At 54.5% G+C, this 17,451-nt stretch carries 16 protein-coding genes; 13 read left to right on the top strand and 3 right to left on the bottom strand.

The window, feature by feature from the left end; genetic code table 11:
• Nucleotides 1-522 precede the first annotated feature (522 nt).
• Nucleotides 523-2,028, top strand: coding sequence for a sensor histidine kinase (locus TH25_RS23970; RefSeq protein ID WP_258549295.1), 1,506 nt, complete (start codon nucleotides 523-525; stop codon nucleotides 2,026-2,028).
• Entirely contained in the window at nucleotides 1,997-3,367 is a 1,371-nt protein-coding gene (locus tag TH25_RS23965; RefSeq protein WP_114090770.1) for a sigma-54-dependent transcriptional regulator, read from the top strand. The genes TH25_RS23970 and TH25_RS23965 overlap by 32 nt, the downstream gene beginning before the upstream one ends.
• 12 nt (nucleotides 3,368-3,379) lie before the next feature.
• Here TH25_RS23965 and TH25_RS25570 read toward each other — a convergent pair whose 3' ends face one another.
• Entirely contained in the window at nucleotides 3,380-3,781 is a 402-nt protein-coding gene (locus tag TH25_RS25570) for a hypothetical protein (protein WP_258549294.1), read from the bottom strand.
• Between TH25_RS25570 and TH25_RS23955 the strand changes: the two genes are divergently transcribed.
• The 9 genes from TH25_RS23955 to TH25_RS23915 all read left to right on the top strand — a co-directional run bounded on the left by TH25_RS23955 (nucleotide 3,762) and on the right by TH25_RS23915 (nucleotide 13,504).
• The gene (locus TH25_RS23955; RefSeq protein WP_258549293.1) at nucleotides 3,762-4,949 is read left to right on the top strand and encodes an ABC transporter substrate-binding protein; all 1,188 of its coding nucleotides are present in this window, start codon (nucleotides 3,762-3,764) and stop codon (nucleotides 4,947-4,949) included. The genes TH25_RS25570 and TH25_RS23955 overlap by 20 nt on opposite strands.
• A gap of 21 nt (nucleotides 4,950-4,970) precedes the next feature.
• A complete protein-coding gene (locus TH25_RS23950) occupies nucleotides 4,971-6,284 on the top strand; it encodes an ABC transporter substrate-binding protein (RefSeq protein ID WP_114090767.1) in 1,314 nt (437 codons plus the stop codon).
• Between the two features lie 79 nt (nucleotides 6,285-6,363).
• The gene (locus tag TH25_RS23945; RefSeq protein WP_114090766.1) at nucleotides 6,364-7,263 is read left to right on the top strand and encodes a branched-chain amino acid ABC transporter permease; all 900 of its coding nucleotides are present in this window, start codon (nucleotides 6,364-6,366) and stop codon (nucleotides 7,261-7,263) included.
• A 1-nt stretch (nucleotide 7,264) separates the two neighbouring features.
• Nucleotides 7,265-8,212, top strand: coding sequence for a branched-chain amino acid ABC transporter permease (locus TH25_RS23940; protein WP_114090765.1), 948 nt, complete (start codon nucleotides 7,265-7,267; stop codon nucleotides 8,210-8,212).
• Nucleotides 8,209-8,985: an ABC transporter ATP-binding protein gene (locus TH25_RS23935; RefSeq protein WP_114090764.1), complete on the top strand. Its 777-nt coding sequence runs from the start codon at nucleotides 8,209-8,211 to the stop codon at nucleotides 8,983-8,985. Before TH25_RS23940 ends, TH25_RS23935 begins: the two co-directional genes overlap by 4 nt.
• Nucleotides 8,982-9,644 carry an ATP-binding cassette domain-containing protein gene (locus TH25_RS23930; protein ID WP_114090763.1) on the top strand — a complete coding sequence of 221 codons (663 nt, stop codon included), beginning with the start codon at nucleotides 8,982-8,984 and terminating at the stop codon, nucleotides 9,642-9,644. The genes TH25_RS23935 and TH25_RS23930 overlap by 4 nt, the downstream gene beginning before the upstream one ends.
• 35 nt (nucleotides 9,645-9,679) lie before the next feature.
• Nucleotides 9,680-10,834: an iron-containing alcohol dehydrogenase gene (locus TH25_RS23925; RefSeq protein WP_114090762.1), complete on the top strand. Its 1,155-nt coding sequence runs from the start codon at nucleotides 9,680-9,682 to the stop codon at nucleotides 10,832-10,834.
• Nucleotides 10,835-10,852: 18 nt separating this feature from the next.
• A complete protein-coding gene (locus TH25_RS23920) occupies nucleotides 10,853-12,328 on the top strand; it encodes an NAD-dependent succinate-semialdehyde dehydrogenase (RefSeq protein ID WP_114090761.1) in 1,476 nt (491 codons plus the stop codon).
• Nucleotides 12,329-12,349: 21 nt separating this feature from the next.
• Nucleotides 12,350-13,504, top strand: coding sequence for an iron-containing alcohol dehydrogenase (locus TH25_RS23915; RefSeq protein WP_114090760.1), 1,155 nt, complete (start codon nucleotides 12,350-12,352; stop codon nucleotides 13,502-13,504).
• Nucleotides 13,505-13,686: 182 nt separating this feature from the next.
• On the opposite strand, the gene TH25_RS23910 is transcribed toward TH25_RS23915, so the two are convergent.
• Together TH25_RS23910 and TH25_RS23905 are read right to left on the bottom strand one after the other, a co-directional pair.
• Nucleotides 13,687-14,532 carry an alpha/beta fold hydrolase gene (locus tag TH25_RS23910; RefSeq protein ID WP_114090759.1) on the bottom strand — a complete coding sequence of 282 codons (846 nt, stop codon included), beginning with the start codon at nucleotides 14,530-14,532 and terminating at the stop codon, nucleotides 13,687-13,689.
• Nucleotides 14,533-14,611: 79 nt separating this feature from the next.
• A complete protein-coding gene (locus tag TH25_RS23905) occupies nucleotides 14,612-15,562 on the bottom strand; it encodes a cupin domain-containing protein (RefSeq protein ID WP_114090758.1) in 951 nt (316 codons plus the stop codon).
• 105 nt (nucleotides 15,563-15,667) lie between these two features.
• Here TH25_RS23905 and TH25_RS23900 point away from each other — a divergent pair, with 105 nt between their 5' ends.
• Nucleotides 15,668-16,462, top strand: a complete 795-nt coding sequence (locus TH25_RS23900) for an IclR family transcriptional regulator (protein WP_114090757.1) — start codon at nucleotides 15,668-15,670, stop codon at nucleotides 16,460-16,462.
• A 130-nt stretch (nucleotides 16,463-16,592) separates the two neighbouring features.
• On the top strand, nucleotides 16,593-17,426 hold the full coding sequence (locus TH25_RS23895; protein ID WP_114090756.1) for an IclR family transcriptional regulator: 834 nt from the start codon (nucleotides 16,593-16,595) through the stop codon (nucleotides 17,424-17,426).
• The last annotated feature ends 25 nt before the right edge of the window (nucleotides 17,427-17,451 follow it).

Here is a 17,451-nt window from a genome sequence, read left to right as displayed (position 1 = left end):
CAGTTAAAGGTTAATGAGTTCTGACCCTAGCTTACGGAATGAGAAGTGTTGCTAGTACAAGCGTAAGAAAAAGCCATAATCGACCCTGTCAAGTAACATTATTTATCTCGCAAGCTTTCAACCAAGAGTCTCGGAGCACAGCCCATTTGATCACTTGCTATTCTTCCGCCATTTCTGCACAACAAAAATCGGCACTGCCGAGCAGTGTCGTTTCGCAAGAGTTGTGCCTTGATTAGATTTCTTATGACGTCGGCCATGTAAGGGAGGTCCAGGGTGCCCAGATTTCACTGGTCCCGAAACCAACGACTGAGCCTTGTGGGCCGATATACACTGTTATCGGTAGGCGTTGTCGTATGCGCACTCCTTGCCCTTAGCCTATTCTATCAGCGCTTTTCCAATGAATTGATTGACCGGCTCACAGGTGAGAGGCTTAGCGCACAGGTCGCGGCCACCTCAAACAAACTTTCTGCTTTTCTCGATACCCGGATCTATCAGTTGGTAACGCTGTCAAACCATCCAGCTATGCCAGCTTTCATTGAAGCGCCGAACTCCCCGCAAGCTGAAGAGGCGCTGACCTTACTCAGGGTAGAGGCCGACTCACCAGACTTGTACGGCGTACTGTTTTTTGACTGGTACGATAATCTTGATCGTCTGGTCGCAGGCCAGGCCGCATCGGGTCCCCCTTACTGGTCCAAGAATGGCTGGGACATTTCCGGCCTCCCCCGAGTCGAACATGAAGGTATAGAAATCATCGGCCCAAAATTGCCCGAGAATGGCAACTCAGGCTGGATTTTAATGCGCGCCCATATCCGCGATACTGGTTTGGGGCAAAACACATCTGTGGCCCTGCATGTTCGGCTCGCATCTCTTACCGAACTTCTGGCAAGTGCCGGTGTATCAGGCGTGATTGATCCGCTTTTGCGCACGCCTGGTGGTATTGTTCTTGATGCCACCGGGCGTCCGACCGAGGTCAATGGCGAACTGATCGAAGGTCCCAGCATCTTGCCAGGGTGGAACCTAGTGATGAGTGTCCGTCCGGGCACCATCATACAACCAATTGATGAAACCCGGTTCTGGCTGGCCGTGACCGCTGCTGTCATTATCGTGATTATTCTTGCGATCTTCTTTGCTCTGTCACGCAGCCTGCGTCGACGGGTCGATACACTTGTTCAGGGGGCACATAGTATTGCATCGGGTGATCTTTATTATCGCCTGCCCGAAGGGCGCCGTCGCGACGAAATTAGCACTGTCGCCAAGGCCTTCAACACCATGGCCTGGCAGCTCAAGGACCTGATTGATCGGACGGTTCGGGCTGAAAAGCTTGCCGTTCTAGGGCAGTTTGCCACCGGCGTCGCGCATGAGGTCCGAAATCCGCTGGCGACCATGAAAACCACCGTGCAGGCGCTTATGCGCAAGGAACCCGATGGCGAGCGCAAGATGTTGCTTGATGATATGGGCCATCAGATTGATCGGCTGTCACGCGTGGTCAATGACCTTCTGGCCTATGGCCGCCCCGGCGAAGCCTGCCCGCAGGAAACCGAAATCCGTGATCTGTTTCGTCAGTCATCGCGCGTTCTGACTCCGGTCGCCGAAGAAGCGCAAGTCCGTTTTTACACTAGCGGCGATTCCCGTCTGACGATCTATGTTGACCCAGATCAGGTACTACAAATCCTGCTGAATATCGGGATCAATGCCATTCAGGCCTGCCAGCCCGGCGGCAACGTCAGTCTCAGGGCTGAACGCCACAAGGATCAGGTCGAAATACGCGTCACCGATGATGGTGCCGGCATCGCCAAAGAGCATTTGCTTGACGTCGTACAGCCATTTTTTACCATGAAAAGCAAAGGAACCGGACTTGGCCTGACGATCAGCCAACAACTGGTCGAGTCAAATAACGGTACCATCAATATTGAAAGTGCCCCGCAAGAGGGCACAACAATCACATTGAAGTTCCCGGCAACGAAAACGGAAACTTCAAAGGAGGAAACATCGAAAAATGCCCCACCAGATCAGGATTCTGATCGTTGATGATGAGGAATCATTCGTCCGATCACTAAGCTTTGCACTTCGTACAGAAGGCATGGATGTCACCGGCGTCCATTCCGGTGAAGATGCGTTTTTGCAAGTCCGTGAAAACAAGTTCGATATCATCCTGCTTGATCTGCGCCTGCCCGGTGCCGATGGCATGGAGGTGCTTGATAGCATCCGCAAGCTTGATATCGACGTGCCCGTCATTATGATTTCGGCGCACGGCGACACGCGTGCGGCGGTCAAAGCCGTCAAACTTGGTGCGGCGGATTATCTAAGCAAGCCGTTCGAACTTGATGAACTGATCCACACAATTAACACCACCCTGGATCAGAACCGAGCGGCCCTTGAGCTTGATTACCACCGCAAGCGCAATGTGCCAACCAATGGTCTGATTGGCGAATGCGCGCCGATGCGCGAATTGCGCATCACGATTGACCGCGTTGCGCAAAGCAGTGCCAGCAGAATTTTGCTTCAAGGGGAATCCGGTACCGGCAAGGCGTTGGTCGCGCGCGCCATTCATGGTGAAAGCCCGCGCGCAGCAAACGCCTTTATCGAGGTCAACTGTGCCGCCCTGCCAGAACAGCTGATTGAAAGCGAACTGTTTGGGGCGGAAAAGGGCTCCTACACGGGGGCGCATCAAAAACGCACCGGTCTTGTCCGCCTTGCTGATGGCGGCAGTCTGTTTCTTGACGAGATTGGTGAGTTGCCGCTGGCGCTGCAGGCGAAGTTTCTGCACTTCCTTGAAAACGGTGACTATCGCCCGGTCGGGAGCGAGCATTCAGCATCGGCCGATGTTCGCGTGATTGCCGCCACCAACCGCGACTTGGCCGAGGAAGTCCGCCTCGGCAATTTCCGCGAAGACCTGTTTTATAGGCTGAATGTCATCACCATTGATATCCCAACCCTTCGCCATCGTGGCGAAGACATCATTAAGCTGATTGATTATTTTGCCGACCATCAAGCCAAGGCCGAAGGATGCCATCCAATCCGCTTTGACGATGCGACACTCGAATTGCTGTGCCAGCATCGCTGGCGCGGAAATGTGCGTGAGCTTAAAAACCTGATCGAACGGCTGACCATTCTTTATCCGTCCAAACAGATTTCGCCGGAACTGTTGCCAGCGGAATTTCACGTTCCCGAACAAGCGTCAGATGATTTATTGACCGGGTATTCGGGTGGCACTGCCCAACTGCAGTACCGCATGGAAAGCACCGAACGCCATCTGGTGCAGGATGCCCTTGATCAGGCCGATGGCCATAAGGGTCGCGCAGCAGAAATCCTTGGTATTTCCCGTCATGCCCTGAAACGCCGCCTGCAAAGGCTTGGGCTGCAATAACCTACCTCCAATTCAAAGCCTTCCCCCTGCACCCTTGAGCGGAAACCGCTCAAGGGTGTTTTGCTGTTTGAGCGGGTATCGCTCAATCCTGCGCTCAAAACCGCTCCATGTTTTTTGTTCAAACCATTCAAGCGCGCGGCTTTCCTGAATTTTTGCCGAAATTTCGCAACTGGCACAGCCTTTGCGGAATAGCGAGACAAAGGTACAAACGCGGATGGAACAACCATTCGCAGGGAGGAAAGTCATGGAGATGTTCAAACACCCGGTTTCCGGGTGCATCACCATTATTGCTGCCACGTTCACACTGTTTGCGGCCAATACCGCACAGGCAGAACGTTTTGAGCTGGGCGCATCTGCACAGAACGCAGATGCAGTCATCGGCTGTTTGTATCCAATGACCGGACGGTCGGCCACTTATGGCCGCGACAGCATTTCCGGCATCAAGATCGCCCTTCAAGATCTCGAAGCCGAAGCCAAGTCAGGCCTTGATGTACCTAATCTTCGTGTCATCGCCGATGATCCTCGATCCAAGGCATCCTATGCGGTCCGTCTGGCGCAGGACTTCATCACCAATGACAACGCCAAGTTCTTCTGCGGCATCGTGTCATCGGGTGTGGCCCACGCCGTAAGCGATCTGGCCAAGAACGAAAAGATCATCATGGTCGGCACCGATCATGCGTCATCACGGCTCAGCATTGAGGACGGTCACGACTATTACTTCCGCGTGACCAATGACAGCTGGACGTCAATGGCCGCAGGGGCGCGCTATTTGCGCGATCTGCAAAAGGAAACAGGCTGGAAGCGCTTGGCCTTTGTCGGACCGGATTATGATTACGGGCATGTTTCCTGGACAGACCTGCAACTCGCGCTTGATGAGTTGGGTGTCGAATATGAAACCGTCAGCGATCTTTGGCCGAAGCTTTATGAGCCGGATTACTCGGTCTATATCAACGCCCTGCAATCAGCCAAGGCGGACGTGGTCGTCACGGCCCTTTGGGGTGGGGATTTCATCGCTTTTATCAAACAGGCAGCATCGACCCGCTTCTTTGAAACCACCCGTCTTGCCAATTTCGATACCGGCGCCAATTACGATGTGATGATGGCCCTTGGTGATCAGCCCTATCCGGGTTTGATCCTCTCAGCGCGCCATCACAATAACTGGCCCGAAACCGGCCGCAACAAGCGGTTCGTCAAACAGTTTCATGACATGACCGGGCGCTATCCGACCTATGCGGCCGAAGGCGCGTATACCGGGATTATCGCCATTGCACGCGCCATTGAAAAGGCTGGCGGTGTTGACGATGACCGCGCGCTCATTACCGCACTTGAGGGATTGCAACTGGCCCTGCCCGAAGATCCGCCGGGGTTTGCATCCTATATCGATCCCGAAACTCACCAGATTGTCCAGGCGCAAGCCGTGGGCACGGTCGTCCACAACGAAGACTTTCCGCCATCAAAACTGATGGTCGGGAATTGGGCGATCTACGATGCCGAAGACCTCAAGCCATCCAAAGAGATGGTCAAACGTCGCCGCGATGCCGTGGCTGGCGGGTCGGAGGCAGTTCCACCGCCAACTCCATGACCTTTCCCAAGGGAGGAAATAGTGAAGAACAATAAATCAAAATTCAGCAAATACCTTGTTTCGGGCGTCGCAGCCCTCGCCCTTGCAGCTGGCGCAGCCAGTTCTGTATCGGCCGCTGAAAACAGTAAATTCCGCGTCGGGATCGTGACCTTCCTGTCCGGTCCGGCCGCTGGTCCGTTCGGCGTTCCGTCGGCAAATGCCGCCAAGGTTCTTGTTGAAGAACTCAACAAGGGCAACCTGCCCGCACCATACGACAAAATCGGTATCAATGGTGCCGAAATCGAAGCCGTCATCATCGACGAGGCCGGTGGTGCAACCAAGCAGGTCGAAGAATACCGCAACCTTGTCCAGCGTCAGAAAGTTGATGCTGTCATCGGTTATGTATCTTCGGGTGATTGCCTTGCTGTCGCACCGGTTGCCGAAGAACTGAAAACCTTCACCATCGCATATGATTGTGGAACCTCCCGCCTGTTTGTAGAAAACAGCGATGCACAATACATGTTCCGTACCGGCCTTGACGCGTCTGTCGACAATATCGGTGCTGTTCGTTACCTCGCGGCAACCCGTCCGGACGTCGCACGTCTTTCGGGCATTCAGCAGAACTATTCCTGGGGTCAGGACAGCTGGGCAGACTTCACCGCTGCTGCTTCGGCACTCCTCCCGGAAGCAGAAGTTGTCGAAGAACAGTTCCCGAAAATCTATCAGGGCCAGTACGGTGCTGAAATCTCCGCCCTGTCTGTGAAACGCCCGGAAATCGTTCACAGCTCCTTCTGGGGTGGCGACATGGAAGCACTGGTTCTTCAGGCAAATGCCCGTGGCCTGCTTGAAGATGCAACCGGCCTTCTGACCTGTGGCGAAGCAAGCCTAGCGACCTATAAAGATCAGGCACCCAATGGCATGATCATCGGCGCACGCGGCCCGTTCGGCGCATTCGCACCGGAAAACGAACTGAACACCTGGTTCAAGGGTGCCTATAACGCAGCCTATGATCTTGATCCGGTTTACCCGGCAACCAAGATGGCACAGGCAATCCTCGGCCTGAAATTCGCTGCTGAAAATGCTGGTGTTGCCGACAAGGAAATCCCGACTGCCGATCAGCTTGCAGCCGGCCTGAAGGGGGCTTCCTTCCCGTCTGTTTCGGGTACGGTTGAAATGGCACGCGGCAAAGGCCATCAGGCCATGCAGGGCATCGCTTATGGCGAATACCACTATGAAGACGGCAAAGCGTCCATCGTCAATACCGTCGCGTTTTCTGGCGAATGCGTAACCCCGCCAGAAGGTGTTTCTGCTGCAGACTGGATTGCCCAGGGCTTCCCTGGCGCTCAGTGTAACTAAACGCACGCAATCTTCCTGCGATGCGGGCATCTCTTTTGCGGGATGCCCGCCCTTTCCCCCTGCACACTGGATATTTGTGATGACAAGTCTTCTTGCCGTCCTGATTGATGGCTCGATCTATGCATCGTGGCTGTTTCTTGTGGCTGCCGGCCTGACCGTGATTTACGGGGTGATGCGCATCCTGAACATGGCGCATGGCAGCTTTTATGCCATCGGCGCCTATTCGGCAGCGTCACTCGTTGGTTGGTATTTCAACAACGGCATGGGCCCGGCATGGGTCAGCTATTTGATGCTGGTTGGTGCCGCGCTGGTTGCCGGTCTGATTGTCGGTGTGATCGTCGAACGCGGATTGCTGCGCCTCATGTATGGCCGCGACGAAATCCTGATGGTGATCATTACCTATGCCCTTCTTCTGATCCTTGAAGACGGTATGAAAATCGTCTGGGGTGTCAGTCCGTATTTCGCCTATCAGCCTTATTCCGAGCTTGGGCGCACATCGCTCGGCTTGCTCAAGGTTTCCAATTACGACCTCGCCTTAGTCGGGGTATCTGCCCTACTTGGTCTTGGTTTGTGGGCGTGGCTTGAACGCACCAATCAGGGCAAGGTCCTGCGTGCAGTGATCCATGACCGAGAAATCGCGCTTGCCATGGGCGTGAACGTGAAACTGATGTTCACCATCACCTTCGTTCTGGGCACTACACTGGGTGCACTTGCCGGTGCGCTGACTGCGCCTGCGATCTCTGTGGTGCCGGGGATCGGTATCGAAGTGATCGTTCTGGCCTTTGCCGTTGTGGTTATTGGTGGCCTTGGCAGCATCGGGGGTGCCGCTGTTGGCGCCCTTTTGGTGGGGCTAAGCCGTGCAGCTGCCGTGCACTATGCCCCTGAATTCGAACTGTTCGTCATTTATGGCGTGATGTCGCTGGTTCTGGCCTTCCGTCCCGAAGGCCTGTTTGGCCGTACTTTGGCGAGGAAAATCTGACATGCGTCTTGATAAAACTGAAATCTCACTGGGACTGGTCGCTCTTGCCTGCGTTCTGTTCGGCTTCGTTTCTCCAGGTTGGCTGATCTTCCTTCTGACCATCGCACTGGCCAAGGCGCTTGTCGTGCAGGGTGTTGTCATGCAGATGCGCTCCGGCCTCGTATCCTTTGGTCAGGGCCTTTTCTATTGCATCGGTGGTTACACCGTTGGCATGGGAGGCCAATTCTTTGGCATTCATGACGCGATTGCCGCCCTGTCACTTGGCATGCTTGTCGCGATCGTTGTTGCCATGCTGTTGGGTCTGTTGCTGACGCGCTATCGCGAAATCTTCTTTGCCATGCTGTCGCTGGCATTTTCGATGATCCTGTTTGGCATCCTTGTCAAAAGTCAGGAACTGGGCAGCACGGACGGTTTTAACGTTCATGACTGGACCCTGTTTGGCTGGGCCCCCGAAGCAGGCGCTGGTAGCCAGCACACCGTATTCACCATCACTGTGGTCTCTGGTCTGATCGTTGCTGTTCTGATCCATCGCTACACCAAGGCCGGCGTGGGTGTTATTTGCGAAGCGGTTCGCGAGAATGAAGTCCGTGTTGAATATCTCGGTCTGTCGCCGCGCTGGTTGCTTTATGGCAACTATGTTGCTGCGGCTGCGGTATCAGCCCTTGGCGGCGGTCTGACGGCCCTTGCCACCGGCCACGTTGATCCGGAGATGGCCTATTGGACCACGTCGGGTGAGTTTGTCTTCATCGCGCTTTTGGGTGGTTTGGGGCATGTGGCGGCACCGTTTATTGCGGCCATCGTATTCTCGTTTGTGCGGACCTACGCCATCGAATTCGTTCCCCATACCTGGCAGATGATTCTCGGCTTCACACTGCTTGCGGTCATCATCTTCCTGCCCAAAGGGCTGTGGAGCCTTGTTAGCCGTGAAAAAACAGGAGAACGGGCATGACCTGCATTCTTGAAACACGTTCGCTGAACAAGGAATTCGGCGCAGTCATCGCCGCAAAGGATTTGAACGTTCAGATCAACAAGGGTGAAGTCGTTGGCGTTATCGGCTCCAACGGGGCTGGAAAGACGACCTTCATCAATATGGTAACGGGTTATCTCAAACCAACCAGGGGCGAGATACTGTTTAACGGCAGGTCCATTATGGGACATTCCCCGCGTGCCATCACACGCGCCGGAATGGCGCGGTCCTTCCAGGTTGCTCAGTTGTTCCCGGAGATGACCGTGCTCGACAATCTGATTGTTGCGCTCGCTGCTGCTGAAAGTGCCCGCCCGAGTTTCCTAAGCCCCCTTCGTAGCGATGCCCGCATCGCCCGGGCTGAGGAAATCCTTAAGGAATTCGGTGTCGAAAACTATCGCGATTCACTGGTGACTGCCGTGCCGCAGGGCGCGCGCAAACTGGTTGATATCGCCATGGCCCTGATCGGCAATCCACAGATGCTGCTGCTTGATGAACCGACCAGTGGTGTCAGCATGGATGAAAAAACCGACCTGATGGATACGGTCATGAATGCCGTGCGTCAACATGGCGTGACCGTGTTGTTTGTCGAACATGACATGGATGTGGTCGAACGCTATGTCTCGCGCGTTCTGGCGTTTTATAGCGGCGAAATCATTGCCGATGGCGGACCTGCGGCCGTTCTCGCCGATCAGCAGGTCCGCGATCTTGTGACCGGCCACCGTCCCTCCACGAAACAAGGGAATGGCGTATCATGACCCTGGAAATCAGCAATCTCGATGTATCAATCGGCAATATTCCGATCCTACGGGATGTCTCGCTATCGGTGCCTTCTGGCAAGATGTTTGGCCTGATTGGTCATAATGGTGCGGGGAAAACCACCCTGATGCGCGCCATCATGGGGCTTCTGGATGCAGATCAAGGCACCATCACCTTTGATGGTCAGGACCTGCGCAAAACGGCCGACTTTGCCCGTGCCAAAGCCGGCATCAGTTACATGCCCGAAGACCGCCGCCTGATCCCGTCCCTGACGGTCGAGGAAAACATTCTTCTTCCAGCTTGGACCAACGGCATCAAGGACGCCGAGGAACGGCTGAAATGGGTCTATGACCTGTTGCCCGAAATCGCCCAGTTCCGCGACCGCCGTGCACTTCAGCTTTCCGGTGGTCAGCAGAAACTGGTCTCGCTCGGGCGTGCATTGATGCCCGGACGCAATCTTCTGTTGCTTGATGAACCGTTCGAGGGGGTCGCTCCCGTCCTGTCGCGCCGCCTGTCGGAAGTCATTTCCGACCTGGGCAGCAGTGGCCTGTGTGTCCTGATTTCTGAATCCGATGACACCCATTCTGCCGATCTGGTGGCGGGCAGTTATCGCATCGAACGTGGCACAGTTTCCAAGGCTGGATTGGAAACCGCCTGATCCACTAACAGACAAGTTAAAAGACGAGGTTCCCCATGTCAGACTTTGTGTTTGAAACCACCCCCCGCGTCATCTGCGAGTTCGACGGTGCCTTGCAACTCGGTGCGCTTTGTAAGGAGTTCGGTGCGAAACGCGCCGTTCTCCTTACCGACCCGGGTTTGCAGAAGGTTGGCCTGATTGACGCCCCCTATGCCGCCCTTAAAGACGCCGGGATTGAAGCCCTGCTCTGGACCGATGTACAAGCCGACCCGCCCGAGGAAAGCATTCTCGCCGCGGTCAAATGTGCCCGTGACTTCAAGGCCGATATCGTCATCGGCCTTGGCGGCGGTTCATCGCTTGATACGGCCAAACTGGTCGCCCTTCTGTGTGGCAAGGACCAGAAGCTTGACAAAATCTATGGCATTGGTCTGGCAACGGGCCCGCGCCTACCACTTATTCAGGTCCCGACCACGGCTGGTACCGGTTCGGAAGTCACCCCGATTTCGATCGTCACCACGCCCACGCACGAGAAAAAGGGTGTGGTATCCAACCTGCTATATCCCGACATTGCGTTGCTGGATGCCAAACTGACCATGGGCCTTCCGGCCCCGATTACGGCCATGACCGGCATTGATGCGATGGTGCACGCCATTGAGGCCTCCACCACCAAGCACAAGAAAAATGCCCTGTCTGACGGGCTCGCCATCCGCGCGATGCAGCTGATGACCGCCCATATTGATGATGCGGTTTCTGCGACCCCGTCACGCGAAGCCCGTGAAGCCATGCTTCAGGGGTCCATGTTGGCCGGAATGGCGTTCGCAAATGCCCCGGTCGCAGCGGTTCATGCCCTTGCCTATCCACTGGGTGGACATTTCCATGTGCCACACGGGCACAGCAATGCATTGGTCCTGATCGAGGTTCTGAAGTTCAACCGGGATACGGCCGTATCGCAATATGCCGAACTCGCCCGCGCCATTCTGCCGGGTGAAAAGTTCGCAAATGACGATGCGGCTTGTGATCGCTTCATTGCCTTCATGACCGACATGGTCGAACGCATGCCGTTTAGCCGCACCTTGCGCGAAGTCGGCGTGGCGGAAAGCGATCTCGACATGCTGGCGACCGATGCAATGAAAGTGGAACGTCTTTTGATCAACAACCCGCGTGAAATGACGTTCGACGCCGCACGCGCGATCTATGCCGCCGTCCTGTAACGAAAAGGAATAGCCACCATGACCATTCAGCTAAATGATACTGGCCTTTGGCAAGCTCAGGGGTATATCGACGGCAAATGGGTTGCATCCGACAGCGGCAAGACCTTTGCAGTTGTTGATCCGGCCACCGGCCAACATCTTGCCGATGTACCCGATATGGGAGCGGCCGAAACCAATCGTGCGATTGATGCCGCCAATGCCGCCCTTCCGGCATGGCGGGCCAAAACCGCCAAAGAACGGGCAGGCATCCTTCGCAAATGGTTTGACCTGTGCATGGCTGCACAGGACGACCTTGCCTTGCTGATGACCCGCGAACAGGGAAAGCCCCTTGCAGAGGCACGCGGCGAAGTGGCCTATGGCGCATCGTTCCTTGAGTGGTTTGCCGAAGAAGGCAAACGCATTTATGGCGATGTCATTCCGTCACACGGCGCAGACAAGCGCATCATCACCGTCAAACAGCCGATTGGTGTTGTTGCCGCAATTACGCCCTGGAACTTCCCGATGGCGATGATCACCCGCAAATGTGCCCCGGCGATTGCCGCGGGTTGCACGGTTGTCATCAAACCGGCCGAAGACACACCTTTGACCGCCCTTGCCCTTGCCGAACTGGCAAAGCGTGCGGGTTTCCCCGATGGTGTGATCAACGTCGTCACCGCATCGCATGGTGCGGATATCGGTAATGAACTGACCTCCAACCCGATTGTGCGCAAGCTGTCCTTTACCGGTTCGACCCAGGTCGGCAAACTTTTGATGCGTCAATGTGCCGATACCATCAAAAAGGTCAGCCTGGAACTTGGCGGCAATGCGCCCTTTATCGTCTTTGATGATGCCGACCTTGATGAAGCCGTTGCCGGTGCCATTGCATCGAAATATCGTAATGCCGGTCAGACTTGTGTTTGTGCCAACCGAATTATGGTTCAGGAAGGCGTTTATGATGCCTTCGCCGAGAAACTAGCAGCCGCTGTTGCAAAACTGCGCGTTGGTCTGGGCATTGAGGACGGTGTGACCCAGGGGCCGCTGATCAACACCAAGGCAATTGAAAAGGTCGAGACCCTTGTAAATGACGCGATCAGCCACGGTGCCAAAGCTGTTCTGGGTGGCGAACGTGCCAAACCGGGCAGCAATTTCTTTAGCCCGACCATTCTGACCGGTGTCACCGCCGAAATGCGGATTTTCTCCGAGGAGATCTTTGGCCCGGTCGCACCGCTGTTCAAATTCAGTGACGAGGCCGATGCCATTCGGATGGCCAACGATACGCCGTTCGGTCTTGCAGCCTATTTCTATGCCCGTGACATCGGTCGCATCTGGCGCGTTGGCGAGGCCTTGGAATACGGTATCGTCGGGATCAATGAAGGGATCATTTCCACAGAATCAGCGCCGTTTGGCGGCGTGAAAGAGTCCGGTATCGGTCGTGAAGGATCGAAATACGGCGTCGATGATTTCGTCGAGATTAAATATATGTGCCTCGGCGGTCTCGCCGGGAAAGCCAACTGATCGGCAACAAGGAGCCCCACCATGAGTTTCATGTTTCGTAGTGTCCCGCGCATCGTTTGCGAGGCCGGTGGCATTGCCAAAACCGGCACCCTGATGAAAGAACTTGGCGCAATCCGCATCACTGTTGTGTGCGATCCGGGCATTGTTAAACTTGGCTATGCCGACAAGGTGCAGCAATCGCTTGAAGCAGAAGGCATTGCCGTGCAAATTTTTCCCGATGTGCAGGCTGATCCGCCCCAGAGTATCGTCCAGCAGGCGATTGACGGAGCCAAGGACTGGAAAGCAGACGGCGTGATCGGTCTTGGCGGCGGCAGTTCGCTTGATAGCGCCAAACTTGTCGCCTTGCTTGCCAGTAGCGATCAGACCATCGAAGGCATCTACGGGATCGACAAGGCCACGGGCGATCGTTTGCCCCTGATCCAGATCCCGACCACCGCCGGGACCGGATCGGAAGTCACATGGGTGTCGGTCATTACCGACAACAACAATGTCAAACAGGTTGTTTACACCCCGCAACTGATGCCCGATATCGCCCTTCTTGATGCGGAGCTGACCTATGGGTTGCCGCAAAAGGTAACGGCTGCAACCGGGCTTGATGCGATGGTTCATGCCATCGAAGGTTATACCAGTCGTACGCGCAAAAACCCGATTGCCGATGGCATGGCGGTGACGGCCTTGTCGCTTTTGGGCAAGAACCTGATGAAGGTGATTGAAAATCCGGGTGACAAAGAAGCGCGCTCTGCCATGTTGCAGGGATCGCTGATTGCCGGGATGGCCTTTGCCAATGCATCGGTTGCAGCCATTCATGGATTGGCCTATCCGCTGGGCGCGCGTTTCCATATCCCGCATGGTCATGCCAATGCGCTAGTCATGGCGCAAGTGATCCGCTTTAACCTGCCAACCGCGAAAAAGCTGTATGCCGAACTCGCCCCGTGCCTGATCGAAGGGGTCGATTTCGCACCCGAGGAAGAAGCCGCCGAGGCGTTCGTTCGCCGGATCGAGGAAATGGTCCTGGCCAGTGGACTTGAAACTCGCCTGCGCGATCTTGGCGTTACCGAAGACTTCCTGCCGGAAATGGCCGAGGAAGTCTTTGGCAAAATCTATCGCCTGATTGAAAGCAACCCGCGCGACATGACAGCAAAAGATATCGAAGCGATTTATCGCAGCGTTTATTGATTGGCCGCTTGTAAACTACCGTTTGCATTGAGGCACAAGAACCGGCGGCCTGTTTGGTCGCTTCGCCGCCGGTTCTTGAAATAATATAGAGACATGTAACATCAGCGCATGAGCGGGAGTTCAGTAACAACTGTCGCCCGTTTAGTCAGAATGATCCGTTGCTGCCATAGAATGAAACCGCCTTAAGGCTGAACCTCTCGAGATAATATTCTCTCAATGGCGCGAATAAACTTGTCTTGTTTCTGGAGATACAGAGCGTGACCAGCATCGGCAAACTGAACCGGCTCGGCGACAAAGCCAGTTGACTGGTTACGTGCATCAAATGCGGCGGCTGTCTGAGAAGGCGGTGTCACCACGTCTTGGGCACCAACTAGAAAAGATGTTGATGTTTTAACTTTCCTTAGAATTTCATCAAGCTTACTACAAGACAGCATCTGCACCGCATGAAGATAACCTGGCATCTTGACTTTGGACATGGTGTCATAAACGCGTGAAACCAGTTCAGGATTATTCTCAGCATCATAAATCAGACGCGGAGCACGCTTTGCCGCAAACTTTTCAGGCCCCTCGGCGATCAGAGCGTCAATCCTTGCCGCAGCCTTTTCTGGAAGCTCTCCCCCCGGTTCTGAACCGTAACCAATAGCACAAGCGGCAAGGACTAGTGTATCCACACGCTGCGGATATTTAGCAGCAAAAGCAGCCGCCATCAGTGTCCCAAGTGAATGCCCGATCAGATGGCATACTTGAATTCCAAGAAAATCAAGAAAATCAACCAACCGTTCTGCATAGTCGAAGGCATCGGGCCAGGCTGCCTGAAAGGGACCAGAGCTAGAATATCCCGGTGCATTCCAAGCAATCACATCAAAGGGTTCGGGAAAATCTTCCATTGTTGCTTCAAATGAATGAGCATTCGATCCGATCCCGTGCAGAAAGACGATTTTTGGGCCGGTTCCCGCTCTTCTTGAATATTCGATATTTGCCGCTATTCCTGTTTCTAGCGTTCCGGCCTGAGATCCCACTCTGTGCATCTGTTCCTCGCAAACATAGCTGCCCCGCCAAAATTAATCCTGACGGGGCAGACAATCAGTCTTGTTTTACCGGCGCAAATTAGTCGGCAACAAATTCGATGTTTTCGGCTTTGGCCGAACCGACCAAATGCCAGACTTCAACTGATTTCGCACCGTTATTGCGGAACCAATGCTTGCGGCCTGCCGGATTTTTGACAAGATCGCGCGGGCCAAGTTCAACTTCGCACACTTCCCCGTTTTCTTCCCAACCCACAGTCAAATTGCCTTCAAGAACAAAGAAGGCATCTTCGCAATCCCGGACGTATCCCTTTACGCCAACGCCGGACGGCACACCGAGCATTTCCTTGCGACAGGCGCCCTCGACGATCCCCTCTGCGCCGACATAGACCTTGCGGCTGAAGCCGGTATTGGTCCAAATGGTCGGCGTTTCATTGTAACGAACCACGTATTTCGACATGATCTGATGGAGTTCTTGGGGATTTTTCGGGTCAAACAACTGCGCTTTGCCAGGTGCTGCCCCCAAGTTCCGGGCAAGTTCTGCTTCCGTGTCTTTTGGATGGAAATGGTATTTTGGCGGCAACGGCTTGCCAACATCCACACTGACCGACATCAGAACAGGTTCGACGCCATCATTACGGAACCCGTGACCTATCTCTCGGGCGTTAAGAATCATGTCCTTCGGGCCAAGCCGAACTTCAACAACATCGCCGTTAAGTTCCCAACCAACGGTCAGGACACCATCAATCATCAGGAACGATTCTTCGATCTCATGAGAATGGCACGCAGCATATTTGCCAACTTCCTTGTAGATCAGGCTCAGGGTGAAATTGTCCGGTTTCAGGGTGCTGTTATCGTTCACTTTCGGCGAACCGCCTGCACCGATGTAGCGCATCTGGGCACGGGCAAGTTCCGGATAACCCTTGTTGCTGGGAAACGCGTCCCAGTCAAAAACCTTGTCTACATGACGTCCAACATGAGCACGAAGCTCCTGCTCCAGCGACGTTTTTTCGATCTTTTCGATAACTGACATAGTGGCCTCCTTGAGGTTTGCGAGCGTTCAATCTCCTGTCCGGGCTATCGAAAAGTTTGTTTGTCAGCTATACAGCGTTTTACTGGTAAAACAATTGAGATCATAATGAGCAGCATGAATCCGGACAACGAAGATCGCTATATCGTGCCTGGCTTGCTCCGGGGCTTACAAATTCTTCAATGTTTCAGCCGCGAACGTACGCGATTGTCGCTAAGTGAGATCGCGCGTATGCTTGATCTCAGTAGATCATCGGTTTTTCGGTCTGCCTACACACTTGCCCAAGCCGGATATCTTGTGCATGACCAACGTAACAAGACATATGCACTTGGCCCGGCAGTTTTGCGACTTGGTCAAAGCTATCCCGGCACCCGAGAATTGATCGAGTCAGCCTTTCCCACACTCGAGGAACTGCGTGATCAAACCGGATGGTCGGCCCATCTGGGTGTTCTTGATGATACCGACATCGTCTATTTGCTCCGCGTTCCCTCTTTCAAAGGACTGCCCAGTATCGTCCATGTCGGCAGCCGCCTTCCCGCGTGTGCGACAACCATGGGACGGATTCTTCTCGCTGAACTTGATGAAGATGAACTGCGCACACTCTATCGCAATGCCGCGTTTCCAAAGACCAGTTCCCCAATTGATTCCATGACATCCCTGATCCAGCAGTGGCGCAAGGATCGCGGTGCCGCAATCATTCAGCATTTCGGCGATTTCGAGTCCGGTATCGTCAGTATTGCCGCAAACATTCGTGATTTTTCTGGTGATGCTGTAGCTGCGATCAACCTCACTGCCCCGTCGGACACGTTGAGTATCCCCAATCGAATCGATCAGAAGATACATGATCAGCTTGCTACTGCGGCACAAAAGCTTTCATGGATGCTGGGATACGAAGCCAACTAGGTACGGCACAATCCAACCGCTCAAAATCAATATGCCTCAAGCTGTTGCAATACTTGTCACGGCAACGGACGAATTTTTGGTCTTGCAAAAGTTCTAAAGTTGGTGGACCCTATGTTCAGTTTTGATCTATATGTTCATATTTGAACAAAGGAAAATGATGAGCGGTCCAGCAGTCACAGAAAAGCGCACCGATTTCGGCGTGCCGCCGATTACAAGAGCCGTACGCTTGCTGCGTGCCATCGCAAATGGTGAACGCGCCGAAAATATGAGTGCGACCGCACGCGCCCTTGGAATCAACCGAACGACACTGATGCGCATCCTTGCGACCCTTGAAGAAGAACGCTTCATCGAAAAGCATCCGGATGGACATGGCTACCGGATCGGGCTGGGGCTTGTGGCAATTGCAGCCATGGGCAGTCCAACAAAAGATCTCACGGATCTCGCCCCGCCAATCGTACGGAAACTGGCGCAGGATCTTGGCCTGTCTGCACATTTAGGTGTTCTGGACAAGTCCAATGTCATTTACCTGATGCGCGAACGTCCCAACACACCACTTGCCAGCAACATTCAGCCTGGCAGCCACATTCCGGCCTACGCGACGACACTTGGCCGCGCAATCTTGGCAACATGGAACCCGAAGGATGTTCAAGCCCTGTTTGAGGGCGTGGCGTTTGAGAGCTTTACCGATGCAACGCCAAATTCGCTGCCCAAGCTGCTAGAAGCACTCGACCGAGATCGCAAAAGCGGGATCTCCTCGTCCGAGGGATATTACCTTCCCGGCGTTTGGTCACTGGGCACGGCGGTTCGGGATCAGTCCGGTACTGCAATTGCGGCCCTGAACGTAACCGGCACGCCGCAACATTTCACAGAACCTGATGAACGCCGGGAAGAAATCGCTGCGGTTCTTAAGCAAGCCGCCAAAGATCTATCCGAACGCCTCGGCTACTTCGCCCCAACCTCCTAGGGTCCAGACTCATTCAAATCCAGTA

Origin of the sequence: Thalassospira profundimaris, from assembly GCF_003326755.1 — a bacterium.
Taxonomy (GTDB): Bacteria; Pseudomonadota; Alphaproteobacteria; order Rhodospirillales; family Thalassospiraceae; genus Thalassospira; species Thalassospira profundimaris_B.
The sequence above is the reverse complement of the archived record's forward strand: the minus strand, read 5'-3'. Positions and strand labels throughout refer to the sequence as shown.